Source organism: Pseudarthrobacter sp. GQ63, from assembly GCF_059758765.1.
The window spans coordinates 367409-393736 of sequence record NZ_JCAXEF010000002.1; the positions used below are offsets into that span (position 1 = coordinate 367409).

At 66.0% G+C, this 26328-nt stretch carries 22 protein-coding genes; 8 read left to right on the forward strand and 14 right to left on the reverse strand.

The window, feature by feature from the left end:
- Positions 1–61: 61 nt before the first annotated feature.
- Both rpsD and AC6CHP_RS06165 read right to left on the reverse strand, forming a co-directional pair.
- On the reverse strand, positions 62–688 hold the full coding sequence (rpsD, locus tag AC6CHP_RS06160) for a 30S ribosomal protein S4 (RefSeq protein WP_104185938.1): 627 nt from the start codon (positions 686–688) through the stop codon (positions 62–64).
- Positions 689–859: 171 nt separating this feature from the next.
- Positions 860–2278 (reverse strand): replication-associated recombination protein A, encoded by a 1419-nt coding sequence (locus tag AC6CHP_RS06165; RefSeq protein ID WP_498228588.1) that lies wholly within the window; start codon positions 2276–2278, stop codon positions 860–862.
- Positions 2279–2348: 70 nt separating this feature from the next.
- Between AC6CHP_RS06165 and AC6CHP_RS06170 the strand changes: the two genes are divergently transcribed.
- Entirely contained in the window at positions 2349–3017 is a 669-nt protein-coding gene (locus AC6CHP_RS06170) for an acVLRF1 family peptidyl-tRNA hydrolase (protein ID WP_427116985.1), read from the forward strand.
- On the opposite strand, the gene AC6CHP_RS06175 is transcribed toward AC6CHP_RS06170, so the two are convergent.
- Positions 3018–3800 (reverse strand): GNAT family N-acetyltransferase, encoded by a 783-nt coding sequence (locus AC6CHP_RS06175; protein WP_498228590.1) that lies wholly within the window; start codon positions 3798–3800, stop codon positions 3018–3020. It lies immediately after the preceding gene.
- 73 nt (positions 3801–3873) lie between these two features.
- Positions 3874–5655: an aspartate--tRNA ligase gene (aspS, locus tag AC6CHP_RS06180; RefSeq protein ID WP_498228592.1), complete on the reverse strand. Its 1782-nt coding sequence runs from the start codon at positions 5653–5655 to the stop codon at positions 3874–3876.
- A gap of 109 nt (positions 5656–5764) precedes the next feature.
- On the opposite strand from aspS, the gene AC6CHP_RS06185 reads away from it, so the two are divergent.
- Entirely contained in the window at positions 5765–7015 is a 1251-nt protein-coding gene (locus tag AC6CHP_RS06185) for an APC family permease (protein ID WP_498228594.1), read from the forward strand.
- Positions 7016–7134: 119 nt separating this feature from the next.
- Here the strand turns inward: AC6CHP_RS06185 and hisS are convergent, their stop codons facing one another.
- Positions 7135–8499, reverse strand: a complete 1365-nt coding sequence (gene hisS, locus AC6CHP_RS06190; protein ID WP_427116978.1) for a histidine--tRNA ligase — start codon at positions 8497–8499, stop codon at positions 7135–7137.
- Between the two features lie 233 nt (positions 8500–8732).
- Between hisS and AC6CHP_RS06195 the strand changes: the two genes are divergently transcribed.
- The 3 genes from AC6CHP_RS06195 to AC6CHP_RS06205 all read left to right on the forward strand — a co-directional run bounded on the left by AC6CHP_RS06195 (position 8733) and on the right by AC6CHP_RS06205 (position 12081).
- Complete coding sequence (locus AC6CHP_RS06195) at positions 8733–9557, forward strand: peptidylprolyl isomerase (RefSeq protein WP_427116976.1); 825 nt, start codon at positions 8733–8735, stop codon at positions 9555–9557.
- Positions 9558–9624: 67 nt separating this feature from the next.
- Positions 9625–11229, forward strand: coding sequence for a DUF349 domain-containing protein (locus AC6CHP_RS06200; protein ID WP_498228596.1), 1605 nt, complete (start codon positions 9625–9627; stop codon positions 11227–11229).
- A 123-nt stretch (positions 11230–11352) separates the two neighbouring features.
- Positions 11353–12081 (forward strand): type IV toxin-antitoxin system AbiEi family antitoxin, encoded by a 729-nt coding sequence (locus AC6CHP_RS06205; RefSeq protein ID WP_188729530.1) that lies wholly within the window; start codon positions 11353–11355, stop codon positions 12079–12081.
- Here AC6CHP_RS06205 and AC6CHP_RS06210 read toward each other — a convergent pair.
- From AC6CHP_RS06210 to pdxT, 9 genes are all read right to left on the reverse strand, one after another.
- The gene (locus AC6CHP_RS06210; protein ID WP_174181106.1) at positions 11962–14355 is read right to left on the reverse strand and encodes a RelA/SpoT family protein; all 2394 of its coding nucleotides are present in this window, start codon (positions 14353–14355) and stop codon (positions 11962–11964) included. The two genes, AC6CHP_RS06205 and AC6CHP_RS06210, sit on opposite strands and share 120 nt — an antisense overlap.
- Positions 14356–14490: 135 nt before the next feature.
- Positions 14491–15519 (reverse strand): protein translocase subunit SecF, encoded by a 1029-nt coding sequence (gene secF, locus AC6CHP_RS06215; protein ID WP_188729529.1) that lies wholly within the window; start codon positions 15517–15519, stop codon positions 14491–14493.
- Positions 15519–17276 (reverse strand): protein translocase subunit SecD, encoded by a 1758-nt coding sequence (secD, locus tag AC6CHP_RS06220; RefSeq protein ID WP_104185949.1) that lies wholly within the window; start codon positions 17274–17276, stop codon positions 15519–15521. The genes secF and secD overlap by 1 nt, the downstream gene beginning before the upstream one ends.
- A gap of 100 nt (positions 17277–17376) precedes the next feature.
- A complete protein-coding gene (gene yajC, locus AC6CHP_RS06225; RefSeq protein ID WP_104186120.1) occupies positions 17377–17769 on the reverse strand; it encodes a preprotein translocase subunit YajC in 393 nt (130 codons plus the stop codon).
- Between the two features lie 288 nt (positions 17770–18057).
- Positions 18058–19113 carry a Holliday junction branch migration DNA helicase RuvB gene (gene ruvB / locus AC6CHP_RS06230; protein ID WP_174181112.1) on the reverse strand — a complete coding sequence of 352 codons (1056 nt, stop codon included), beginning with the start codon at positions 19111–19113 and terminating at the stop codon, positions 18058–18060.
- Positions 19106–19750: a Holliday junction branch migration protein RuvA gene (gene ruvA / locus AC6CHP_RS06235; RefSeq protein ID WP_174181114.1), complete on the reverse strand. Its 645-nt coding sequence runs from the start codon at positions 19748–19750 to the stop codon at positions 19106–19108. Before ruvA ends, ruvB begins: the two co-directional genes overlap by 8 nt.
- Before the next feature lie 90 nt (positions 19751–19840).
- Positions 19841–20428 carry a crossover junction endodeoxyribonuclease RuvC gene (gene ruvC / locus AC6CHP_RS06240; RefSeq protein WP_188729528.1) on the reverse strand — a complete coding sequence of 196 codons (588 nt, stop codon included), beginning with the start codon at positions 20426–20428 and terminating at the stop codon, positions 19841–19843.
- A gap of 31 nt (positions 20429–20459) precedes the next feature.
- Positions 20460–21215, reverse strand: a complete 756-nt coding sequence (locus AC6CHP_RS06245) for a YebC/PmpR family DNA-binding transcriptional regulator (RefSeq protein ID WP_104185953.1) — start codon at positions 21213–21215, stop codon at positions 20460–20462.
- A 3-nt stretch (positions 21216–21218) separates the two neighbouring features.
- Positions 21219–21929 carry a pyridoxal 5'-phosphate synthase glutaminase subunit PdxT gene (pdxT, locus tag AC6CHP_RS06250; RefSeq protein WP_498228601.1) on the reverse strand — a complete coding sequence of 237 codons (711 nt, stop codon included), beginning with the start codon at positions 21927–21929 and terminating at the stop codon, positions 21219–21221.
- An 89-nt stretch (positions 21930–22018) separates the two neighbouring features.
- Between pdxT and AC6CHP_RS06255 the strand changes: the two genes are divergently transcribed.
- The 3 genes from AC6CHP_RS06255 to AC6CHP_RS06265 all read left to right on the forward strand — a co-directional run bounded on the left by AC6CHP_RS06255 (position 22019) and on the right by AC6CHP_RS06265 (position 26303).
- The gene (locus AC6CHP_RS06255; protein WP_188729526.1) at positions 22019–23311 is read left to right on the forward strand and encodes a Mur ligase family protein; all 1293 of its coding nucleotides are present in this window, start codon (positions 22019–22021) and stop codon (positions 23309–23311) included.
- Entirely contained in the window at positions 23308–24069 is a 762-nt protein-coding gene (locus AC6CHP_RS06260) for a type 1 glutamine amidotransferase (RefSeq protein ID WP_188729525.1), read from the forward strand. The genes AC6CHP_RS06255 and AC6CHP_RS06260 overlap by 4 nt, the downstream gene beginning before the upstream one ends.
- A gap of 221 nt (positions 24070–24290) precedes the next feature.
- The gene (locus tag AC6CHP_RS06265) at positions 24291–26303 is read left to right on the forward strand and encodes a M3 family metallopeptidase (RefSeq protein WP_498228604.1); all 2013 of its coding nucleotides are present in this window, start codon (positions 24291–24293) and stop codon (positions 26301–26303) included.
- Positions 26304–26328 lie beyond the last annotated feature (25 nt).

A 26328-nucleotide genomic window follows, 5' to 3' on the forward strand; every position in this document is an offset into this window, starting at 1 on the left:
CCTTACATACAAAGAAGCCCGCGGCGCTTGCCACGGGCTTCTTTGGATACGCTGCTGGAATTTAGCGTGCGTAGAATTCGACGACCAACTGCTCTTCGCAGGTCACGGGGACCTCGGAGCGCTTGGGGCGACGGACCAGGCGGGCCTGGAGAGCTTCCAGCTTGACGTCCAGGTAGGCCGGGACGGCAGGCAGGACGTCGCGGTGGGCGCCGGCTGCTGCAACCTGGAGCGGAACCATGGTTTCGCTGCGGGTGTGGACGTGGACCAGCTGGCCCTCGCCGACGCGGAACGACGGGCGGTCAACGCGGACGCCGTCAACCATGATGTGGCGGTGCACAACCAGCTGGCGGGCCTGGGCGATGGTGCGGGCGAAGCCGGCACGCAGGACCAGGGCGTCAAGGCGCATCTCGAGCAGCTCGATGAGGTTCTCACCGGTCAGGCCCTTGGTGCGGCGGGCTTCTTCGAAGGCACGGGTCATCTGTGCTTCGCGGATGCCGTACTGGGCGCGCAGGCGCTGCTTTTCGCGCAGGCGTACGGCGTAGTCGGAGTCCTGCTTCTTGCGGGCACGGCCATGCTCACCGGGGCCGTACGGGCGGCGCTCCATGTACTTGGCGGCCTTGGGGGTCAGAGCGATGCCGAGGGACCGCGAGAGGCGGGCCTGACGGCGAGCACGAGTGTTGTTAGCCACTTGTGTCCTTCCAATATCTGCGGTGTGTCAGTGTTACTGGCCTCCACGATGGAGAGCATCGGCCAACCGCTGCCTTTTGCTACTGGGCACAGGGCATAACCTTCTCAACATGAAATTGGGGAGATTGTGCGTCCGTGCCTTGCCAGACAAACATCTACCTTACCACGGCAGTCACTTGCCCCGGACGATCCTGCGCAGCCGCTCCAGCCGCGGGGCAATGTCCCGCTCAGCGCCGTTGGCCGTGGGCTGGTAGTAGTCCTTCCCCACCAGGTCATCCGGCGGGTATTGCTGTGGTGCAACGCCGTGCGGGGCGTCGTGGGCGTATTTGTAGCCAAGGCCGTGCCCCAGTTGCTTGGACCCCGGGTAGTGGGCGTCCCTCAGGTGGGCCGGAATGCCGTTCCCCAACCCTGCCCGAACATCGGCAATGGCCTTGTTGATGCCCATATAGGCGGCGTTGGACTTGGGGGCCGTGGCCAGGTGCACCACGGCTTCGGCCAGGATGATCCGGCCCTCAGGCATTCCGATCAGCTGCACCGCCTGCGCCGCGGCCACGGCCGTCTGCAGCGCCGTGGGATCCGCCATCCCGACGTCTTCGGCGGCTGAGATCACGATCCGCCGGGCGATGAAGCGCGGGTCCTCCCCCGCCTCCAGCATGCGGGCCAAATAGTGCAGGGCGGCGTCGACGTCGGAGCCGCGGATGGACTTGATGAAGGCGCTGATGACGTCATAGTGCTGGTCACCGGCACGGTCGTACCGGACGGCGGCAACGTCCAGGGCACGCTCGGTGTGTTTCAGTTCGACGGCGACGGGCCCGTCCCCGGCATCGTCGGCATCCCCGAACGCAACGCCGGCGGCTGCCTCCAATGCCGTCAGGGCACGGCGTGCATCGCCTCCGGAAAGCCGTACGAGGTGGTCGAGTGCTTCCTCGCTGAGGCCCACCTTCCCGTTCAGTCCGCGCGGATCGGCAACGGCGCGCTGGATCAGTCCTTCAATGTCAGCGTCCGTCAGGGGACGGAGCGTCAGCAGCAGCGAGCGGGAGAGCAGCGGTGACACCACGGAAAACGATGGATTCTCGGTGGTGGCGGCGACCAGCACCACCCAGCGGTTTTCGACGCCCGGCAGCAGGGCGTCCTGTTGGGCCTTGTTGAAGCGGTGGATCTCGTCCAGGAACAGGACGGTGGTGGTCTTGTAGAGGTCGCGGGCCGTCAGGGCCTCGTCCATGACGCGCCGTACGTCCTTGACGCCGGCAGTAATGGCGGAGAGCTCCACGAACTTCCTGCCCCGTCCGCGGGCAATGACGTGGGCGAGGGTCGTTTTGCCGGTTCCCGGGGGGCCCCAAAGGATGAGCGAGGTGGGGCCGGCAGGGCCTGTTGTGTCTGCGCCGGCTCCGGCGGCCAACTGGCGCAGGGGCGAACCCTGTCCCAGGAGGTGCTGCTGGCCTACCACCTCGTCAAGGGTGCGCGGACGCATCCGGACGGCGAGCGGGCCCCGGGGGGAAGCGTTGGCCCCTGGCCCTGCGGTCCGGCCGGGGTCAACGGAGGCGTCGTCGTCATCATCATTGCCGCGGCCGTGCCCGAAGAGATCTTCCACATAGATAGGCTACTTCCAGTTCACTTCCGGATTTTCCCGGGAGTCCGGCAAGCCAGTAAAGGAACGCCCCATGTCCGCACGCACCACCGGCGGAGCCCGGCCGGCCTCCATGCGCACGGCATTCATTCCCGGCAGCCGGCTGGCCGGATGGGCGGAAAGGTTTGGCGCGGCGCACGGTGGGTACCAGGTGACGGATGACGACGACGGCCTCCGCCTTCGGGCCGCGGACGGCGCCGAAGCCCTCCTGCAGCCTCCCTGGCCGGCCGACGGGCGGCCCGGCCGGGGCGCGGACGCGCTTGAACGGCTTGCCTCCCTGGCGTCGCAGCCGCGGCGGCTGGGCCTGCTGCTGGCCAGGCGCGGAGGCTACGGGGTGGCGGTGGTCAGTGAGGGGCAAGTCCTCGCGTCGAAGGTGGGATCCACGTATGTGCAGTCCCGGACGGCCGCGGGCGGACAGTCGCAGCAGCGGTTCGCCCGGCGGCGGAACAACCAGGCCGACGCCCTGGTGGAGGCTGTTGCGGAACAGGCCGCACGCATCTTCGGCGGTGAACCTTTTGAGTACGTGGTTCCCGGGGGCGACAGGGCCCTGGCGGGCCTTGTCCTCCAGCACCCTGCCCTGAAGGGCTTTGCCGCCATGCCCCGGCTGGCCTACCTTGACGTCCCGGATCCCAAGGCAGCAGTGCTGCGTAAAGCGGCCGCGGATTCGTGTGCCGTGCGGATCCAGGTCACCGACGCCTCCTAGTCAGCAGCCTGTCAGCGCCCGGCGGGGCCGTTCCTGGCGGTAGATATAGCGGCCCGCTTCCTCGAACCCCGCCTGCTGGTAGAGCTGCCGGGCGGCGGAGTTGGCAGCTGTGACCAGCAGCCAGAAACTTTCCACATGGCGCGCGGCCCCTTCGGACTGGAGCGCCTGGAGCACTGCTGTGGCGTAGCCCCGCCTGCGGTGAGCGGGCGACGTGGCCATGCAATAGATTCCTCCCGTGGCGCCCACCAGGGCGAGGCGCCCGACGGCGGCCGGGACGCCGTCGTCGTCCCTGGCGAGGGCATACAGCGCTGGGCACCCCGTTACGATCAAGCGCGCTGTCTCCCGCGCCTGGCCACCGCCCCGGCCGTCAACGCTCCACCAAAGGTGCAGCCACTCCTCGTCAGGCGCATCAAGGATCTCCACCCCGGCGACCGCCGGGCGAACGCCCTGGGAACCGGCAGGCCGCGACATGATCAGCGTTTCGGACTGCCGCGTGAAGCCCTGGGCGTCCAGGATGCCATTCAGCCCGGAGTTGGCGGCTGTGTCCGCTACCTGGAAGATCAAGGGAAGACGCCGCATCCGGTACCACCGCGCAGCCTCCACCAAAGCCTCCTGCGGCTTGGGCGCGGGGTCCCGCGGCCACACCGAGTTGGCCCGCTGCGTGACACCGTCCGCAGCCCGGAGGACCCACTCCCACAGGTCGTGGCGATCGGGGGCGGGCCAGGCGGCATCCATGAGCGCTTCGTAGGCGCGGGCGGGTTGGCTCGCACGGTTGAGCGCCATGGGGACTCCTTCTTTGCGGACAGACGTGAAGGCCCCCCTTTGCAGGAGGGCCTTCAGGTCAAACGGATACTGCCTACTTGCCCTCTTCCGGCTTCTTGGCCTCAGGCTTGAAGTCAACACCGGCTTCCTTGCGCTGCTGCGGCGTGATGGGAGCCGGGGCCGCGGTCAGGGGGTCGTAGCCGTTGCCGGTCTTGGGGAAGGCGATGACGTCGCGGATCGAATCCACGCCGGACAGCAGCGCCACCACGCGGTCCCAGCCGAAAGCGATGCCGCCGTGCGGAGGCGCACCGAATTTGAAGCCTTCGAGCAGGAAGCCGAACTTCTCCTGCGCGTCCTGGTGGGAGAGGCCCATGACCTCGAAGACCCGTTCCTGGACATCGCCCTGGTGGATACGGATGGAGCCGCCGCCGATTTCGTTGCCATTGCAGACGATGTCGTAGGCGTACGCCAGCGCTGATTCGGGGTCCGTATCGAAGCTGTCCATGTACTCGGGCTTGGGGGACGTGAACGCGTGGTGCACTGCGGTCCACTGGCCGGCGCCAACAGCCACGTCGCCGGAGGCCACAGCTGCGGCGGCCGGCTCGAACATCGGCGCGTCCACCACCCAGCAGAAGGCCCAGTCATCCGCGTTGATCAGGCCGGTGCGGTGGCCGATCTCAACACGGGCAGCACCCAGCAGTGCGCGCGCGGAGGACTTGTCCCCGGCGGCGAAGAAAATGCAGTCGCCCGGCTTTGCCCCCACGGCATCCGCCAGGCCTGCACGTTCTGCCTCGGTGAGGTTCTTGGCCACGGGCCCGGCCAGCTCGCCGTCTTCCTTGAAGAGGACGTAGGCCAATCCCTTGTGCCCGCGCTGCTTGGCGAACTCCTGCCAGCCATCCAGGGTCCGGCGCGGCTGCGAGGCGCCGCCCGGCATCACCACGGCACCGACGTAGGGGGCCTTGAACACACCGAAGTTGGTGTCCTTGAAGAATTCAGTCAGCTCCGTAAGCTCCACGCCGAAACGGAGGTCCGGCTTGTCCGAGCCGAAGCGTGCCATGGCGTCGTGGTACGTGATGCGCTGGATGGGCGTCGGAATCTCGACGTCGATGAGCTTCCACAGTGCCTTGACGATGTTCTCGCCCAGGGCAATGATGTCGTCCTGCTCAACGAAGCTCGCTTCGATGTCCAGCTGGGTGAACTCCGGCTGGCGGTCCGCGCGGAAATCCTCGTCGCGGTAGCAGCGGGCAATCTGGTAGTACTTCTCGAAGCCGCCCACCTGCAGGAGCTGCTTGAACAGCTGGGGTGACTGCGGCAGCGCGTACCAGGAGCCCGGCGCCAGGCGTGCCGGCACAACGAAGTCACGGGCGCCCTCGGGCGTTGACCGCGTCAGCGTCGGGGTCTCAACTTCAACGAAGCCGTCCTGGTGCAGCAGTTCACGGGCCACGCGGTTGGCTTCGGAGCGCAGGCGCAGGTTGCGGGCGGGGCCGGGACGGCGGAGGTCCAGGTAGCGGTGCTTCAGGCGTGCTTCCTCCCCCACCTCAACGTGTTCGTCGATCTGGAACGGGAGGGGGTCGGACGTGTTGAGGATGGTGACCTTTTCGGCCATGACCTCGATCTCGCCGGTGGCCAGGGCGGGGTTCTCGTTGCCCTCGGGCCGCTTGGAAACGGTGCCGATGACCTGCAGGACATACTCGTTGCGCAGCCCGTGGAAGACTTCTTCCTCGCGGACCACCACCTGTGCCACACCGGAAGCATCACGCAGGTCCACGAAGGCCACACCACCGTGATCACGGCGGCGGCCCACCCAGCCGGCCAGGGTTACGGTTTGTCCAATGTGCTCGGAACGAAGGGATCCGAGGTCATGTGTGCGCAGCACAGCACGCCTTTCTGCGGGGTTACGGCGGGAAGTCGATCGGGAAGTTAAATAGGATCGTTACGGGAACAATCCCGTACGAGTTTACCCGCTGCAAAGGGACTGCCACCGCATGAGCGCACACCCGCAACTTGAACGCAGGCTCGGCACGTTTGACGCCACAGCCATCGGACTCGGCTCAATGCTGGGCGCCGGGGTGTTCGTTGTCTTCGCGCCGGCGGCCGCGCTGGCGGGCCAGCTGCTGGCCCTGTCGGTGGTCATCGCGGGGGCGGTTGCCTACTGCAACGCGGTGGCGTCGGCCGCCCTCGCCGCAAAGTACCCCACCAGCGGCGGGACGTACGTCTACGGCCGCAAGCAGCTTGGCGAATGGCCGGGATTCCTTGCCGGCTGGGGATTTGTCACAGGAAAGACTGCATCCTGCGCCGCGATGGCGCTGACGTTCGGCAGCTATGCCTGGCCCGGCTACGCAGTGCCGGCGGCCGTGGCGGCCGTGGTTGTGCTCACCGGCGTCAACCTGCTGGGCATCACCCGCACTGCCCTGCTCACGCGGATCCTGCTGTGCATCGTTCTGGCCACCCTCGCCTTCGTCGCTGTGGCCGCAGCCGTGGGGCCCCACCCCGGCCCCGGCGCGGGCGGGCCCGCGGACGGCTCTTCCCTGGGCGGGGTGCTGCCGGCGGCCGGGCTGATGTTCTTCGCCTTTGCCGGCTACGCCCGGATCGCCACATTGGGCGAGGAGGTCAAGGATCCTGCCCGGGCCATCCCGCGCGCAATCCTCGCCGCCCTGGCCGCTGCGTTCGCCATCTACCTGACCCTTTCGCTGCTCCTGCTGAACCACCTACCCGGCGGACAGCTCGCGGCCACACGGACGCCGCTGCTGGACGCGGTGCTGGAGTCGCGGTTCCAGGGAGGTGCATTACTGGTGCAGGTGGGAGCCGCCGCTGCCTGCCTGGGAGCCCTGCTGGCACTGATCACGGGTGTTGGCCGCACCACGCTGGCCATGGCACGGGAACGCGACCTGCCGGCGCCCCTGGCGAAGGTGGGGGGAAAGCACACCGTGCCGTATGTGGCGGAACTGGTGGTGGCCGCCGTCGTCATCCTGCTTCTGCTCACCACTGACGTTATGACGGTGGTGGGCTTCTCCAGCTTTGGCGTGCTGATGTACTACGCCGTGGCCAACGCCTCTGCATACACCCTGGCGGCACATCCAGGCTACGCACCCAAGTGGCTGAACGCCGTCGGCTTCGCAGCCTGCCTGCTGCTGGCCTTCACCCTGCCGCCGGCGTCGGTCCTGACGATGGCGGCGGTGCTGGCAGCCGGCGTAGCGGGGCGGTGGCTGGTCCTGCGGCTGCGGCTGCGGCATTAGCGCGTCCCGACCGCGTGGAGCGGGTCCGTCAGGTCCGCCCACACGCCGTGAGCGGACCTATCGACGGCGGGTCTGTGCCACAGTGCCCCACGACGGCGGCACCTGGCGCCGCCCGGCAGCTAAACGGCTGCTGCAGCCGGCTCTGCCGCCGTGGACACCTGCACTGCCAGATCTTCGGCCGGCGGCGTCCAGGTCTCCGGGGCTGCGACTACCTGCTCGCCGGTCCGGATGTCCTTGACCTGGTGCGTACCGTCGTCGTCGGTGAACCAGACAAACGGGATGCCGCGCCGGTCAGCGAACTTGATCTGCTTGCCGAACTTTTCCGCCTTCGCTGCCACTTCGGTGGGAATGCCGCGGCTGCGCAGCTGGGCGGCAACGTCCTGCGCAGCGTCCCAGCTGTCATCGTGCGTCAGGGCCACAAGCACGGCAGTGGGAACCGACCGTGAGGCCTTGGCCAGGTCCTGGCTCAGGATGCGGGACACCAGCCGGGTGACGCCGATCGAAAGTCCCACGCCCGGGAACTTCCGGTTTCCTTTCGACGCCAGCGCGTCATACCGGCCGCCGGAGCAGATGGAACCCAGCTGTTCGTGGCCGACCAGGACGGTTTCCACCACTGTTCCGGTGTAATAGTCCAGGCCGCGGGCAATGCTGAGGTCAGCCACCACCTTGCCCGGGGCACGCTGGACGGCCGCGTCAATGACCTGTTCAAGCTCGCTGAGGCCCTCGTCCAGCAGATCATTAGTGACACCCAACGCCCGGACCTGGGCCACGAACGAAGAGTCCTCGGTGCGGATTCCGGCCAGCTGCAGGGCTTTCTGTGCCTGGTCGTCGGTGGCACCCAGTTCAGACTTCAACAGTTCCGCTACTTTCGCGGGCCCGATCTTTTCGAGTTTGTCGATGCTCCGCAGCACGCCGGCCGTGTCATCCAGGCCAATGCCGCGGTAGAAGCCCTCGGCGAGCTTCCTGTTGTTGATGCGGAGGCGGAAGTCCGGAATGGGGAGGGCGCTGAGCGCCTCGGCGATCACCAGCGCGATCTCGACGTCGTAGCGGAAGGGCAGCTCGCCGTCGCCCACCACGTCGATGTCAGCCTGGGTGAATTCGCGGGCCCGGCCTTCCTGCGGGCGTTCGCCGCGCCACACCTTCTGGATCTGGTAGCGCCGGAAGGGGAACGCCAGGTAGCCGGCGTTTTCGACGACGTAACGGGCAAAGGGAACAGTCAGGTCGAAGTGCAGGGCAAGTGCGTGCGGGTCGGCTTTGCCCTTCGCCTCGCCCTCGTCCTCCTGGAGGCGGCTGAGCCCGTACACCTCTTTGTCGATCTCCCCTTTGCGCAGCAGCTGGCCGACAGTTTCCACGGCCCGCGTTTCAATGGAGGAGAATCCGTGCAGCTCGAACACCCGGCGCAGCGTATCCAACACATGAAGCTCCACCAGCCGCTCCTCGGGAAGCCACTCGGGGAATCCGGACAGGGAGGCGGTGCGTGCCATGGTGGAGTTTCTCCTCTTGGTGAACGGCGGCAGGGACGTGCGCGGCAATCGGCCCGAAACGGGCGTACGACGGCGGCAGTCCAGCCAGTCATGCATAAACTATGTGCGGCAGTCAGTTTATGTCGTCTTCCGCCGGCATCTCTAATGCGGCGGACCGGCAGGCCCGGCGGCCAAACACCTGCGCAGGCGGCCTACGGCCATGCCGTGCAGCAGCCCGACTATGAGGAGGACCCTTGGCGGCCAGTTCACGCAGTGCCCGCGAAACCAAACGGCGCATTCAGCAGATGGAAGCCAAGCGGGCCATGCGGCGGGACCAGGAAGGCCGGCGAAAGCGCGACAATCTCATCGCCGCCGGCGCCGGGGCAGCCGCCGTTGTCCTCGCCGTCGTACTCCAACTCACTGCCTTTGCCGGCAATCCCTCCGAGGACGAGTACGCTGCCGCAGAGGCTGGACTGAGCAGCCCGTCCCCGTCGGCGTCGCCCGAGCCGTCCGCAAGCCCGTCCGCGCAGGCAACCAACGGCCCCAACATCCCCGCCGCGGACACCGCCGCCGGCCAGACCTTCACCGGCGAGCTCGTCCTGAACGGCAGCCCGCTGGGCGTGGAGCTGAACGGGACGGATGCTCCGCAGGCAACCGCGGTCTTCAAGTCGCTCAGCGACGAGGGCTATTTTGGCGGCAAGACCTGCCACCGCCTGACCACCGGGGACACCTTCGGCGTCCTGCAATGCGGCTCCCCTACAGGTGACGGCCAGGGAGACCCTGACTACACCTGGGGTCCGTTGGAGAACACGCCCGAGGACGGCACCTATCCGGCCGGCACCATCGCAGTGGCCCGTACAGGAAACAACGCGTACGGCAACGGCACCCAGTTCTTCATTGTCTATAAAGACACGGTCATCCCGGCGGACAGCGCCGGCGGCTACACCGTGGTTGGGAAGGTGACATCGGGGCTGGACGTGGTGGCCAACCTGGCTGCCGCCGGAATCACGCCGGGCAGCAGCGACACGGACGGCGCGCCCGTTGAACCAGTCACGATAGACTCGTTTTCTCTGAAGTAGGAAGCCCGGCCGGCACGGCCGCGGTGCAGTACGTGAGTATTTCCCTCCAAGCGAAAGACTTTTAGCGGTGACAGACAGTCAGAAATCCGACGAAACAGCAACAGACCTGACCGAAACGGCGGCCTCCGCCGCCGACGGCGCAGGAACTGAAGCAGCCGGCACCCCAGCAGTGGAAGCTCCTGAAACCGGGGCAGCCGCAGAAGAACCCGCCGCAAGCGAGGCAGATCCTTCCGCTCCCGCGGACGACACTCCCGCTGATGACGATTCCGCACCTGCCCCCGCACCGGCAACTGCACCAGCACCCACACCGGCTCCTTCCCCCCGGTCAGCAGCTCCGTCCCCGGCCGCGTTCGCTTCCCGCCCGAAACCTGCAGCTGCCGCTCCGGCGGCAGCGGCTGTTCCGGCAGTTCCTGCCACCTCCCTGGCCGAAGCCTCAAAGTGGGGCCGGGTTGAAGGCGACGGGCATGTGTTCCTCACCATTGACGGCAGCGAGCACGCCGTAGGGCAGTACCCGGGCGTGAGCGACGACGAAGCCCTCGCCTACTTTGCGCGCAAATATGACGACGTCGTGGCACAGATTGTGCTGCTCGAACAGCGCGTCAGCTCCAAGGCCCCCAGCACGGACATGCAGAAAACCGTCACCCACCTGCGCGAGCAGCTTGCGGAGCGGAACATGGTGGGCGACCTGCGGGCAGCCGAGGCGCGGCTGGACAAGCTTGCTGAGCAGATCGGCGAGCTGGAGAAAGCCGAAAAAGCCGAGCACGACGCCGTCCGCGCGTCCGAACTGGCAGCGCGCGAGGCAATTGTTGCCGAAGCTGAGCAGATCTCCGGCCAGGACCCCGCACAGACACAGTGGAAGACCTCCAGCGCCCGCATGAACGAACTCTTCGAGAGCTGGAAGACAGCGCAGAAGAGCGGCGTGCGCCTTGGCCGCAGCAACGAAGACGCCCTGTGGAAGAGGTTCCGGGCAGCGCGCACCGTTTTCGACCGCCACCGCCGCGCCTACTTCTCCCAGCTGGACAGCAACAACTCCGCGGCCAAGTCCGCCAAGGAAAAGCTGATCGCCGAGGCTGAAGCACTGTCCACCTCCACCGACTGGGGTTTTGCCGCCGGCGAGTACCGCAGGCTGATGGACCAGTGGAAGGCATCACCGCGTGCCAGCCGCAAGGACGACGACGCACTCTGGGCCCGTTTTCGCGCGGCACAGGATGTGTTCTTCACGAACCGCCAGGCCGCCAACGAAGAGATTGACCAGGAATACGCTGCCAACCTCACCGTCAAGGAGGCCCTCCTGCTGGAGGCAAACGCCATCCTTCCGGTCAAGGACCTGGCCGCGGCCAAGAAGGCACTGCAGTCCGTCCGTGACCGGTGGGAAGAAGCAGGCAAGGTCCCGCGCGGCGACATGGGCCGCGTCGAAGCCGGGCTGCGCAAGGTTGAGGATGCAGTCCGGAACGCTGAGGAAGAGCAGTGGCAGCGCTCCAACCCGGAGCGGAAGGCGCGCACCAACAGTGCCCTGTCCCAGCTGGAATCCGCAATCGCAAGCCTTCAGGACGATCTTGCCAAGGCGGAGAAAACCGGTGACCAGCGCAAGATCAAGGCCGCCCAGGAAGCCCTTGAGGCACGCCAAGCTTGGCTCGACCAGATCCAGCGCTCGGCCAGCGAACTCTCATAAGCCACCACGTTCTCGCTCGTCCGCCAGCCCCACAGGCCGGCGTCTGGGACAGGCCCGGTCCGGTTATCCACATAACCGGACCGGGCCTGTTCCTGTTAAGGGCCTGCGCGGCAGGATGGACGAATGGCGATTCCATCGGCTCCTCCGGGCACTGACCATCCGGCCGCAGCAGAGGCAGCAACACAACGTTTCCCGGAACTGTATGTTCCGGAGATGCCCTTCGCCATGCCCGAACTGCAGGCCCTCGCCGCGGACGGACTCCTGGACAGGCTTCACCACCGCGGCTATACACTGCCCGGAGTCGCCGCGTCCCCGCAGCTGCGTGCACGGGCGGCGGCGGGCGCTGTGCCGCCGTCGGTCAGGCAGAGGGTGGTTGCCGGCCGTATGACAGCAGCCTGGATCTACGGCTGCGCGGCGGAGCCGGACAGGCTTGCGCTGCTGGTGGACGCCAAACGAAGGGTTTCAAGCCTCCGGAACACCCGGGGCTGCACCCTGCACGAGGTGAAGCTTGGCCCGTTCGACGTTGTCAGCCTTGGCGGCCTGATGGTCTCCAGCCCGCTGCGGACCGCCCTGGACATTGCCCTGCACGTGGACGCGGGCAGGGCCATCCCCGCATTGGAAAGCCTGCTGGCGCGCCCGCAAAAGGACGTGCGCCTGCGCCTGCTCGTCCTGGCCATAGAGGCGACGCCGCGCGTGCCCCACAAGCGGGCCGCCCTGGAAAAACTCGCCGCGCTAGCTCCGGCGCTTGTTGCCGGTGGTCCGGTACACGTCGAACACGCCGTCGATCCTGCGGACAGCGCTGAGGACGTGGCTCAGGTACTTGGGGTCACCCATTTCGAAGGCAAACTTTGAGATCGCCACCCGGTCCGTGGAGGTGTGCACGCTGGCTGCCAGGATGTTCACATGGTTCTCGGACAGGACGCGGGTGACGTCGGACAGCAGCGACTTTCGGTCCAGCGCTTCCACCTGGATCTCGACCAGGAAGACGCTGGACTGCGTTGGCGCCCACTCCACGTCGACGATGCGGTCGGGCTGGTCCTTGAGGTCCGAGATGTTGGTGCAGTCCGTCCTGTGCACGGAGACGCCCGAGCCCCTGGTCACAAAACCGAGGATCGGGTCGGGGGGCACGGGCGTGCAGCAGCGGGCCAGCTTGACCCAGACGTCGCCGACACCCCGGACCACCACACCGGAATCGGAGAAACGGGCTTTGGTGACCTGGGTGGGGATGCTGACTTCGGCGATGTCGTCGTCGGCGCTCTCGTTGCCCCCGAGGCTTTCGACCAGCTTTTCCATGACCGATTGGGCGGACGTATGCCCGTCGCCCACTCCGGCGTAGAGTCCCGAAATGTCAACGTACTTGAACTCTTCTGCTACGGCGGCCAGGGCCTCGTGGGTCATCAGCCGCTGCAGCGGGAGGTTCTGCTTCCGCATTGCACGGGTCAGCAGTTCCTTGCCGCGGTCAATCGCCTCTTCCCGGCGTTCCTTGCTGAACCACTGGCGGATCTTGTTCCGTGCCCGGGCGCTCTTGACGAAGTGCTGCCAGTCCTGGCTGGGCCCGGCGCCTTCGGCCTTGGAAGTGAAGATCTCCACCCAGTCGCCGTGGTTGAGTTCGCTGTTGAGCGGAACCAGTTTTCCGTTGACCCGGGCACCGATGGTCCGGTGGCCCACTTCGGTATGGACTGCGTATGCGAAGTCCACGGGTGTGGAACCTGCGGGCAGCGCCATGACTTCGCCCTTGGGGGTGAAGACGAAAACTTCCCGCGCGTTGATCTCGAAGCGGAGAGAGTCCAGGAACTCACCCGGATCCGAGGTTTCCTGCTGCCAGTCCACCAGGGACCGCAACCAGCCCATGTCGCCGTCGCGGGGGCTTCCGGGACCAACCGCGGTCCGGTTGGGCTGGTCCTTGTACTTCCAGTGCGCAGCCACGCCGTACTCGGCACGGCGGTGCATCTCATGGGTGCGGATCTGGATTTCCACCGGCTTGCCGCCGGGGCCGATGACCGTGGTGTGCAGCGACTGGTACATGTTGAACTTGGGCATCGCGATGTAGTCCTTGAACCTGCCGGGCAGCGGGTTCCAGCGCGAATGCATGGTGCCGAGGGCGGCGTAGCAGTCACGGACGGAGTCCACCAGGACACGGACACCCATGAGGTCGTTGATGTCGTCGAAATCCTTATCGCGGACGATCATCTTCTGGTAGATGGAGTAGTAGTGCTTGGGACGGCCGGTGATGGTGGCCTTGATCTTGGCGGTACGGAGGTCTTCGGTGATCTGGTCGCGGATGACGCTCAGGCTCTTCTCCCGCTCGGGGGTCCTGTCCCCCACCATCCGGACAATCTCTTCGTAAACCTTCGGGTAGAGCGCAGCGAAGGAGAGATCCTCGAGCTCCCACTTGATGGTGTTCATACCCAGCCTGTGCGCCAGGGGGGCAAAGATCTCCAGCGTTTCCCGTGCCTTCCGGGCGGACGATTCAGCGGAAACAAACCGCCAGGTCCGGGCGTTGTGCAGCCGGTCCGCCAGTTTGATCATCAGGACACGGATGTCCTTGGCCATGGCCACAACCATTTTGCGGACAGTCTCGGACTGGGCAGCCTCACCGAAGCTGACCTTGTCCAGCTTGGTCACGCCGTCTACGAGCATGGCCACTTCGGGGCCGAAATCCCGTTTCAAGTCGGCGAGTGTGTAGGGCGTGTCCTCCACAGTGTCGTGCAGCAGGGCCGCGGCCAGCGTGGTTCCGCTCAGCCCAAGTTCAGCGAGGATGGTGGCCACGGCCACGGGATGCGTGATGTACGGATCGCCGCTCTTGCGCTTCTGCCCGCGGTGGCTTTGTTCGGCAACGTCGAAGGCCCGCTGGATGAGGTCGAAGTCCTCTTTGGGGTTGTTGGCCCGGACGGTCCTCAGCAGGGGCTCGAGGATGGGTGAGTACGTCGCCGTGCTGCGCCCTGTCAGCCGGGCGAGCCTGGACCGGGTGCGCTCCCTGCGGCCGGGAAAGGTGGGCCGGGACCCGGAGTTGTCGACCGGAACCAGCGGGCCTGGGCGCGCGGACGAGGCCACCCCGGCCTGCGTACCGTTGGCAGCACCCTTGTCACCCTGTGCCGCTGGCGCTGACGCCGAACGCTCTTCCAATGAAGTACCCCTCACCACCGTTTTAATTACTTCAGTCTATTCCCCGCGGCGGTGAGAATTATAACCAGCGCCTTAAACACGGACGGGCCGGCCGGCGTCAGTCTCCTGACGCCGGCCGGCCCGTGAGTGCGCGGGTTATGCGGGGGCTGTTTCCACGGCTGAGGAGCCGGACCCGGACCCTGTGCCGGCACCAGCACGCCGGTGCTCAACCCGCTTCGCCTGCCTCACGAGGTCGGGCTCGTTCTGGCGCAGCCAGGCATACATCGGGGCTGCCACGAAGATGGTGGCCGCCGTGCCGATCAGGATCCCGACAAACAGTGCCAGGGAAAGGTCGCGCAGCGTACCTGCCCCCAGCAGCCCGGCACCGATGAACAGAATCGCTCCCACGGGGAGGATCGCCACCATCATCGTGTTGATTGACCTGACGAGCGTCTGGTTCACGGCGAGGTTGACCTCCTCGGCGAACGTGCGGCGGGTGGACGCGTCCAGGTCGGCGGTGTTCTCGCGGATCTTGTCGAAGACCACCACCGTGTCATACAGGGAGTAGCTGAGCACGGTCAGGAACCCGATGATTGCCGACGGAGTGACCTCAAAGTCGCTGAGGGCGTAAACGCCTGCGGTGATGAACATTGTCACCGCCATGCCCGCGATGGCAGAGAGGGACATCTTCCACGTGCGGAAGTAGAGTGCCATCAGCACTGCGGCGAGGAGCACGAACACCACCAGGCCGATCAGGGCCTGCTTGGTGACGTCGGCGCCCCAGGTGGGTCCGACGAACGTCGAGGTCACCTCATTGTCGGTGACGCCGTACGCGCTTGTGAGTCCCTCCTTGATGCGGAGCGTCTCATCGTCGGTCAGTTTGTCCGTCTGGATCCGCATGGTGGTGCCGGCAACGTTCGCCACGCGCGGCACGCTGCCCTGAACCACGTCGGTTACGGCCTTCTCCCCCAGGGCCGCATCCGTGGTCTGCACGTTGGAGACGGTGAATTCGGATCCGCCGCGGAACTCGATGCCGAGGTTGAAGCCGCCCTTGGCCAGCGGAATGATGATGGACAGGACAACAGCCACCGCCGCGATGATGAACCAGAGTTTCTTGGCCCCCACAAAGTTGTAGGAGCGCTTTCCGGTGTAGAGCTCGTTGCCGAAGTTGGCGAAGCCTGACATTACTTGTTCTCCTTCGCTGAGGACTTCGAGGAGCCCGCGAGCTGCTCCTGCTTCTCCGCCAGGCGGCGTTCGGCGATGGTCATCCTGCGTTCCGCTTCGGCGGCCGCACCGGCGTTCTTGGTCCGGACCGCCGCAGGCTTGTCTGCCGGGGTCCGGACGCGGCCTGCACCGCGGTACAGCGGAACGGCTCCAAGCCGTTTCGGATCAAGGCCGGACAGCCGGTGGCCCTCGCCGAAGAACCGCGTGCGCGCCAACATCTGCAGCGTCGGGTGCGTAAACATGAACACCACGATGAGGTCAGCGATAGCGGTCAGGCCCAGCGTGAACGCAAATCCGCGAACGTTGCCCACGGCCACGAAGTAAAGGACCAGCGCGGCCAGCAGGTTGACGGCCTTGGACGCCAGCACGGTCCGTTTGGCCCGCTTCCAGCCGTTTTCGACGGCGGAGACCAGGCCCCGCCCCTCACGGAGCTCGTCCCGGATCCGCTCGAAGTAAACGATGAAGGAGTCCGCCGTCTGGCCGATTGCCACGATGAGGCCCGCCACGCCGGCCAGGGACAGCCGGTAGTTTTCCGTCCAGCCCAGAATGGCGATGGCGAGATACGTCAGGAGGCCCGCGACCACCAGTGAGGCGATGGTCACCAAGCCGAGCGCCCGGTACTGGAACAGTGAGTAGACCACCACCAGCAGGAGACCGATGATGCCCGCCAGAAGGCCCATGCGCAGCTGCTCACCGCCGAGAGTGGCCGAAATCTGCTGCTCGCTCTGGATCTCGAAGCTGATGGGCAGGGCACCGAAGCGGAGCTGGTCGGACAGGGCCTTGGCACTTTGCTCGGTGAACCCGCCGGTGATCTGCGGGCGGCCGTCGGTGATGACGGCAAGGGACCGGGGCGCGGAGATGACCTGGTCATCCAGCACAATGGCGAACTGCGCCTTGGGGTCGTTGCCGGCGTCGCCGCCAGCGGCAACGTAGAACTGGTTCAGGCGTTCGGTAACCTCTTTGAACCTGGCCGTGCCTTCGTCGTCGAACTGGATGTTGACTGCCCAGTCGTTGGTAACGGCACCCTGTGCGCCCTGCTGGAGCTGGAAGGAGGACGTAACGATGTTGCTGCCCTTGACCTCCACGGGACCCAGGATGTACTTGATCGCAGGGTTCGTGTCTGAAGCCGGCTCGCAGGTCACCAACGGCTTGGCCGGATCTGAGCGTTCCCGCTCGTCCTGGGCCGGGTTGTCGCAGTCCAGGGTCTCAAACTCGCGGTAGATCTCCGGAGTGATCCAGTTGATGTCGCTGCTGTTGGCGGGTTCCGCCGTCGGCTTGGGCAGCTGGTCCTCAGGCGCCCGCTGCTCTTCGGGGACGGGAGCCCCGGCACCGGCGAGCAGCACCGGCCGGAAGTTCATGTCCGCGGAGGCCTGGATCAGGTCGCGCGTCTGGCTGGAGGGCGTGCCGGGAAGGCTGACCACCACATTGCGCCCGGACTGGGTGCTGATCTCTGCTTCGGCAACACCTGAACCGTCAACGCGCTGGCGGATGATCGCCACGGCCTGGTTAAGCTGTTCCTCGTTGATGTCCGAACCGCCCTCGACCTTCGGCGCCAGGATCATCTGGGTGCCGCCTTCGAGGTCGAGCGCCAGCTTGGGCGCCCAGCTTGCCTGCCCGGCGAGGGTGCCGCCGGCCAGGACGGCAGTGAGTGTGGCGAGGAGTACACCGAGCCAGACCAGGACCCTGAGGCCTGGTTTATTGGGGCCAGTTCGTGCCATTGTCGATCTTTCTCTTATTCACGGAGGAACCGCCGGTGCCTGCTGATGCTTGCACCGGCGGTGGTCCGCAGCGGTAGAGGTGTTGTGGAAGCAGCGGGGACTAGTTGTCCTTCTTGCCCTCGTCATTGAGGCGCTTCAGGGTTTCTTCCGGGGTCTCGGCTGCAGCGGGGGTGTTTCCGCTTTCCGCGGCGGTCAGGGAGGAGGCATCATCCGGCACTTCAGTCGCAGCGGGTACCCCGGCTGCGGGTTCGATGATCTTGGTGACTGCCTGGCGGTGCACGGTGGCCAGGTTGCCCGGGGAGAGCTCCAGGGTGACCTTGTTTTCTTCGTCGTCGATGTCGACGATGCGGCCGAACAGGCCAAAGCTGGTCATGACCTCAACGCCGGGGGCGAACTGCGACTGAAGCGTTGCCTGCTGCTGCTGGGTCTTCTTGTTGCGGCGGAACATCATGAAGATGAAGATGCCGAGCATCACGAACAGCAGGATCGACATGATGTCGATGCCGCCGCCGGGCTGGGTAGTGGTGGTCTGGGCAGTGATGTGTCCGAACACGGGGAAGTTCCATTCTGTACTTGCATTGAGCTGTACTTGCATTGAGCCGGTTGACAGCGCCGTCCGCTTTGAACGAGTGGCCTGGCGAAGCTGCTTGCCATCCATCCGCGGGCTGCCGGTAGTGCTGTCCGCGGGAACAAAGACCCGAACGTGCCGAGCGTCATACCAGTCTAAAGGGAAAAGCTGAACGGAGCCTGCTATTGGTATTAGGGGCCAGTCAGCCCGGGCTCAGGCGTCCTCTTCAGCCGGCTCAAACAGGTCCAGTTGCTCCTGGGCAAAGACACCCGACGGAATGGCATAGCCAAGGTGGGTCCAGGCAGGAGCCATGGCAATCCGGCCACGCGGGGTGCGGCCCAGCAGTCCCTCTCGGACCAGGAAAGGCTCAGCCACGGTTTCCACGGTTTCGGTCTCTTCACCGACGGCGATGGCCAGCGTGGAGAGCCCCACCGGCCCGCCGCCAAACTTGGTGATCAGGGCTTCGAGGACTGCGCGGTCAAGGCGGTCCAGGCCCTTTTTGTCCACCTCGTACATGTCCAGCGCGGCGGACGCCGCCCTGGCGTCGATCTGGTCGATTCCGTGGACCAAGGCCCAGTCCCGGACACGCCGCAACAGCCGGTTGGCGATGCGGGGAGTGCCGCGGGAGCGCCCGGCGATTTCGGAGAACCCGGCCGAGTTGACCTTGAGGTCCAGCAGGCCGGCGGAGCGGCGCAGCACAAGTTCCAGCTCCGGCACGGAGTAGAACTCCAGGTGGCCGGTAAAGCCGAACCGGTCCCGGAGGGGTCCCGGCAGCAGGCCCGCGCGGGTGGTGGCGCCCACCAGGGTAAAGGGCGGGAGTTCGAGCGGGATTGCCGTGGCACCGGCGCCCTTGCCCACCACGATGTCTACCCGGAAGTCCTCCATGGCCATGTACAGCATCTCTTCAGCCGGCCTGGACATCCGGTGGATTTCGTCAAGGAACAGGACCTCGCCCTCGGAAAGGGAGGAAAGAATGGCTGCGAGGTCCCCCGCGTGCTGGATGGCCGGGCCGCTGCTGATCCGCAGGGGCGCATTCATTTCGGACGCAACGATCATGGCGAGGGTTGTCTTGCCCAGCCCTGGCGGGCCGGAGAAGAGCACATGGTCCGCGCTGCGCCCGCGCATCCGGGAGGCCTGGAGCACCAGGGACAGCTGTTTCCGCACCCGGTGCTGGCCCACGAAGTCGTCCAGGTTCTTGGGCCGGAGCGCGGCCTCGATGGCCCGCTCTTCAGGCTCCTCCCCCGCGGCCACCAGTGACGGTTCAGCCACGGCTGCCTACGCGGTTGCCGGCCCGGGCACCGTCCTGCCCCAGCCACCGGAGCGTCGTCCGCAGGATCTCCGGCACGTTGCCGCGGAACGAGACCTCGGGATCGTCCGCCAGTGCTTTGTCGATGCTGGAGGAGGCGTCCTTTTCGGACCAGCCCAGGCTCGTCATGGCGGCCACCACCTGCGGTTTCCAGGCGGCCTCGGCCGGAGTGGACGCCGCTGCCGTGCCCGCCGTGCCGTGCGGAACCAGCTTTCCCGCCAGCTCCAGCACAATCCGCCCTGCGACTTTGGGACCGATGCCGGGAACTTTCGTGAACGTCTTGCTGTCCCCGGTGTGCGCGGCCACCCGGATCGCCTCCGGCTCGTGGACCGCCAGGACTGCCAGGGCAAGGCGCGGCCCAACCCCGCTCACACTGAGGAGGACATCGAAAACCTCCCGCTCGTCGTCGGACGCGAAACCAAAGAGCGTGAGCGAATCCTCCCGGACGATCAGGGAGGTGAAAAGCTGGCCTTCCTCGCCGGTGCGCAGCCTGCTGAGGGTCTGGGGCGTGGCGTTGACGCTCATGCCCGCCCCGTTGAGGTCAATCACGGCAGTGGAAAGACCCACATGCGCTACCGTTCCGCGAAGGAAACTGATCAAGGCCTGGCTCCTGGTGTCTTGCCGGGCTCCAGGGAGCAGGACCGGCTATCCGAACATATCTACGAATACCCTAGCAAGCGGGCAGGACATTCACCGGGCGCGGCGCGCCTTTGCTTCGGCTTCCGCCCATGCCCGCTGGGCCGGGGTCAGGGACGAGCTGCCCGGGCCGGTCGTGGCTGCACCCTTGTTGGCAGTGCCGCTGCCTGACCGCCAGGCGTGGGTGATGGCCAGCGCCAGGGCGTCTGCGGCGTCCGCAGGCCGCGGCGGTGTGTCCAGGCGCAGGATCTTGGTGACGAGCTTGGTCACCGCGTCCTTGTTCGAGGACCCGCTGCCGGTGACTGCGGCTTTGACTTCCGACGGCGTGTGCAGCGCCACCGGGATCCCCCGCCGGGCCGCTGCGGCGATGACCACCCCGGACGCCTGGGCCACGCCCATCACTGTACTGACGTTGAGCTGGGAAAAGACCCGTTCGACGGCGAGGACGTGCGGCTCGTGGCGGTCAAGCCATTCGTCGATGGCGAGGGCGATCACCAGCAGCCGCTGGTCCAGGCTGTCCTCGGGCGACGTTCCCACCACACCATAGGCAACCATGGTGGCCTGCCTGTTCCGCTCGACGTCAACAACGCCGATCCCGCAACGGGTCAGTCCGGGATCCACGCCCAGGACGCGCAGCGTCACAGGTGTAAACGCCCGGCAGGCAGGCGGAGCGTCACTCAGAGTCCAGGGCGGCCTGGACGTCGTCGCTGAGGTCGGCGTTGCTGTAGACGTTCTGGACGTCGTCGAGGTCCTCCAGGGCGTCAACGAGCTTCATGAACTTCTTTGCGGCTTCCAGGTCCAGCGGCACTTCCATGGACGGAACGAATTCCGCCTCATCGGTGTCGTACTCGATGCCTGCGTCCTTCAGGGCGTCGCGAACGGCCTGGAGGTCCTTGGGGTCCGAGTGGATCTCAAAGGTGTCGCCATTGTCCTTGACTTCCTCGGCACCGGCGTCCAGGACAGCCATCAGGACGTCGTCCTCGGTCAGGTCCTTCTTGGGCAGGGTCACTACGCCCTTGCGGCTGAACAGATAGCTCACCGACCCGGGATCGGCGATGGTTCCGCCGTTGCGGGAGATGGCAAGGCGCACCTCCGAGGCAGCACGGTTCTTGTTGTCCGTAAGGCACTCGATAAGCAGCGCGGAACCCTGCGGTCCGCGGCATTCGTACATGATCTCGGTGTAGTCGACCACTTCACCGGTGAGCCCGGCCCCGCGCTTGATGGCACGATCGATGTTGTCTGCCGGAACGGAGGTTTTCTTGGCCTTGGTGACGGCGAGTTCCAGGCCCGGGTTGCCCTGCAGGTCCGGGCCGCCCATGCGCGCAGCAACTTCGATGTTCTTGATCAGCTTGGCAAACGACTTGGCGCGGCGGCTGTCGAGGATGGCCTTCTTGTGCTTGGTCGTTGCCCATTTGGAGTGGCCTGACATGCTTTACGCTTCTCCTCTGATCATGCGGATAAAAAGTTCGTGTACGCGTTTCTCCCCAGTCACTTCCGGGTGGAAGGAGGTGGCCAGCAGGTGGCCGGAACGCACTGCAACAATTCTAACTGTCCCCGGCAGCGGTACGGCGTGGGACGCGTGCTCCGGGTCGGCGGGCTCCACCTGGGCGAGGATTTCGACGCCGGGACCAACGCGTTCCACCCACGGCCCGCGGATGAAGACGGCATGGACAGGTGCAACACCGGAGGCGGTGGCGCTGAAATCCAGGCCCTTGAAGTCAAGGTCTGTTTCGAAGGACTCGCGCTGCCGGCCGAAGGCGTTGCGGCGGACGGTGATGTCCAGTCCCCCAAACGTCTGCTGCGGAGCCCCGGACAGGTCCGTCGCGGGATCGGCAATGTCGTTGGCAAGGAGGATCATCCCAGCACATGATCCATAGACCGGCAGGCCTCCGGCGATGCGTTCCCGCAGCGGTTCGGCCAGTTCGAAGGCCCGGGCAAGTTTGTCGATGGCGGTGGATTCGCCGCCGGGGATGATGAGCCCGTCCAGGCCGTCGAGTTCCTTGGGCCGGCGGATGCCCACGGCCTCGGCGCCGGCGGCTTCGATGGCCCGCAGGTGCTCGCGGAAGTCGCCCTGGAGCGCCAGCACGCCGATCCTTAGGCCTGAACCCGGGCGCGCGGAAGCAGCCGGAAGGGAATTTGTCATCCATCCAGCATACGGGTTCGCCCTCTGCGGGGACCGGCAGGTGCGGCGCCGACGGCGGTTGCATGCCGTTGCTGGGATATATTCAAAACATGCTCTACTTCAGTGTTCCGCTCGGCAAACTGGTCCGCCGGGTGTCCCGGCTTCGGGGCGGCGGGTCCGCCCTGCCCGGGCTGGTGGTTGAAAAAATCGACCCCGGCTTCATGCGGCGGACACTCAGCACCCTCCCCCACGGCGTGGCGGTGGTCAGCGGCACCAACGGCAAAACCACCACCACCAAAATGGTGGTGGAACTGCTGGAAAGCCAGGGCTTGCGGGTCTTTACCAACCGCACTGGGAGCAACTTCACCCGCGGCGTGGCTGCCGCCCTGCTTGGCGAGGTGGACTGGCGCGGCCGGCTGGATGCGGACGTTGCCGTGCTGGAACTGGACGAAGCCCACGCCGTGCATTTCGTCAACAGTGTCCCGCCGCGCTACTGCCTCTTGCTCAACGTCCTCCGCGACCAGCTGGACCGGTTCGGCGAAATCGACAAGACGGCCCAGCTCCTCCAGCACATCGCGGCGAAGACCACCGGAACGGTGGTGCTGAACCGCGAAGACCCCAGGGTTGCCCGGATTGCCGAATCGCTCACCGGACAGGACGTCAAGTACTTTGGTCTGGACGATTCGCTCCTGAGCACCTTCCCCAACGACGACGACATGCGGACCGCTCCAGGAAGTCCCGCTCCGGCGGGACTGCCGGAGAAGCCTGCCGCCGACGTCGTACTTCGCAAGGTCGGCGCGGACACCGCTGAGTTTGAGTACGACGGCGCCACTGTCACCACGGGGATGAAGCTGCGGGGTGTATACAACATTTTTAATGCGGCAGCTGCGCTGACGCTGGCGCGCAGCATCTGCGGCAGCGGCGCCGCCACGGCCAACCATGACACCCTCCTCGAGGCGCTGTCCCGCGTGGCTCCTGCCTTCGGACGAGGGGAAAGCCTCACCGTGGACGGCCAGCCCCTGGACCTGGTCCTGGTCAAGAATCCCAGCGGCTTCCGGCTGGGCCTGAAGTCGTTCCCTGCAGGCGGCTATGCCACCATGATCGCCATCAATGACAACTATGCGGACGGCCGGGACATGTCCTGGCTGTGGGACGTGGAATTCGAGTCCCTGCGCGAAGGCGGGGTTGACCAGCTCACCGGCTCACGGGCCTACGACATGGCACTGCGGCTGCAATATGACGACGTCCGCATCGGCAACGTGGAGCCGGACATCACTCCGGCGCTGGCGGCCTTCATCAGGGAAGCCCAGGGAAAGCCCAAGCGCATCTTCTGCACATACACGGCCATGCTGGCGATCCGCCGCGAGCTATCCAAAATCACCACTGTGGAGGTTGTCTCTTGAGCCAGGCAGGCACGGATCCCGCAACGGAAAACTCCGCGGGCAAGGGGACCCTCCGGGTGGTGCAGCTGTACCCCCGCGACATGAACATCTACGGCGACTGGGGCAATGCCCTGGTCCTGCAGCGGCGCATCAGCTGGCACGGCTACACCCCGGAGCTGCTCGAGTACAACGTGGGTGATCCGTTCCCTGAAGACGTGGACATCATTGTGGGCGGCGGCGGCCAGGACAGCGGCCAGCTGGTCATCCAGGACGACCTCCAGGCCCGGGCGGGGGTGCTGAAGGACCTTGCCGAGGACGGTGCGCCGATGCTTGTCATCTGCGGGCTTTACCAGCTCTTCGGACATTTCTTCAAGACCCGTACCGGCGCCGTCATCCCGGGCATCGGCATCCTCGATGTCGAGACACACGGCACTGAGGAGCGGCTGATTGGCAACGTCAAGGTTGCCACACCGGAGTTCGGGGAAGTGCTCGGCTACGAGAACCACAGCGGGCAGACAACCCTGGGCAGCGGCGTGCGGCCTTTGGGCTCCACCCCGAAGGGTATGGGCAACAACAGCAGCGACGGCAACGAGGGTGCCCGCTACCGCAATATCGTGGCCAGCTACCTGCACGGCTCGCTCCTGCCCAAGAACCCGGCCATTGCGGACTTCCTGATCCGCACGGCAGCTGAGCGCAAGTACGGCAGATTTGTTCCTGGCCACCCCGATGACAGCTACGCGGAGCTGGCACGGGAACACGCAGCACGCCGTCCGCGCTGACCCAGGCCCGGTCCATGGGTCTGCACCTTCCGGAAGCTGCCGGCCGAACTGCGGCCGCGCCAAAAGATCCGCATTGTTGACCGGACTGCCGGGACCGGTGCCAACCGGAGCAGTCCATCCTGACGCAGCCGCCGGCCCGCCCTGCATAAGGGAATTCCAGGGGGCGGTCCATGGCGTGGCTCACATTGAGAAGCGTGGCCTGCTGTGAAAGGTTTTACTTCATGACCAACCCCCTTATGGCACCCAGTCCCCTGCCCTATGGAATTCCGCCCTTCGCGTCGATCACCACCGCCGATTATGAAGCCGCCGTCCGCGGTGGCCTCCAAGAGCACCTGGCTGAGATCCAGGCGATCGTTGATGACCCTGCCCCTGCCACTTTCGAGAACACGGCAGTGGCGATGGAACGCTCCGACAGGCTTCTGGACCGCGCCGCTGCGTCCTTCTTCACGCTCGTATCGGCCGATGCATCCCCGGAGATCCGGGACCTGGAAACGGCGCTGTCACCGCTGCTCTCTGCGCATCAGGACGACGTATTCCTCAACCGGGCACTGTACGAACGCTTCGCCGCCATCGACACCGCCGGCTGCGATGCCGAGTCCGGGCGGCTTGTTGAGGAGTACCTGAAGGAATTCCGGCAGTCCGGCATCCAGCTGGAAGGCCCTGCCCGGGAAAGGCTCAAGGAGGTTAACGCCGAGCTCTCCCGCCTGGGCACCGAATTTGGACAGCGCGTGAAGGAAGGAATGAAATCCGCTGCCTTGCTGCTGGATCACGCAGGCGAGCTGGCAGGACTGCCGGCCGATGATATTGCCGCCGCCGCGGAGGCTGCCCGCACGGCCGGCCATGACGGCAAGTTCCTGCTGACACTGATCCAGCCGACCAACCAGCCTGCCCTGTCCGCCCTCGAGAACCGCGGGGTTCGCCGTCGGCTGTTTGAAGCGTCCGTGGCCCGGGGCAGCGGGGGCGGCAGCCTCAACGTGCTGGATTTGGCCACATCAATGGCCCGGCTCCGCGCCGAGAAAGCGGCGCTTCTGGGCTTCGCCAACTACGCCGAACTGGTGGTTGACCGGCAGACAGCCCCGGACTTCGGAGCGGTCCAGTCCATGCTGAACCGCATGGCACCGGCAGCGGTGCGGAACGCCGACGCCGAAGCCGCGGCACTGGCAGAGGCCGCGGGCCATCCGCTGGAGGCCTGGGACTGGGCCTTCTACTCCGCCAAGGTCCGGCGGGAACGCTACGACGTTGATGAACAGGCCCTCCGTCCCTATTTCGAGCTGGACCGGGTTCTGACCGACGGGGTCTTCTTTGCCGCAACTTCCCTCTTCGGCATCACATTCCGCGAGCGGAAGGACCTTGCCGGCTACCACCCCGACGTCCGCATCTGGGAGGTCCGCGACGAGGACGGCATGGGGCTCGGGCTGTTCCTGGGTGACTATTACACCCGTGAGTCCAAGCGGGGTGGCGCCTGGATGAACTCCCTCGTTGAACAGTCTGCGCTGCTGGGAACAAAGCCGGTGGTCATCAACAACCTGAACATCTCCAAGCCGCCTGCGGGTGAACCGACGCTCCTGACGCTGGACGAGCTGCGGACCACCTTCCATGAGTTCGGCCACGCCCTGCACGGGCTGCTGTCCAACGTGACCTATCCCCGGTTTTCCGGAACTTCAGTACCCCGCGACTTCGTGGAATACCCGTCCCAGGTCAACGAAATGTGGATTACGTGGCCCGACGTGCTGCACAACTATGCGCGCCATCATGTGACGGGCGAGCCGCTTCCGCAGGAGGTCGTCTCGCAACTGGACGCCTCACGGCTGTGGGGTGAAGGCTTTGCCACCACCGAGTATCTGGGAGCAGCGCTGCTGGACCTGGCGTGGCACGTCCTGGACGGCAGCGGGGTTCCGGAGGATGCTGTTGCGTTTGAAGACAAGGCCCTGGCCGCCGCCGGCATCGCCCACGCCTTGATTCCGCCGCGCTACCGGACGGGCTATTTCCAGCATGTCTTTGCCGGTGCGGGGTATGCGGCCGGCTACTACTCCTACATCTGGAGCGAGGTCCTGGATGCCGAGACGGTGGACTGGTTCACCGAGAACGGCGGACTCACCCGGGCCAACGGCAACCGTTTCCGCCAGGAGCTCCTCTCCCGGGGTAACAGCCGCGACCCGCTGGAATCATTCCGCATCCTCCGCGGCCGCGAAGCCACGCTGGAACCCCTGCTGAAACGCCGCGGCCTGGAGTAACCCACATCGATTGCTCCGTACCTGC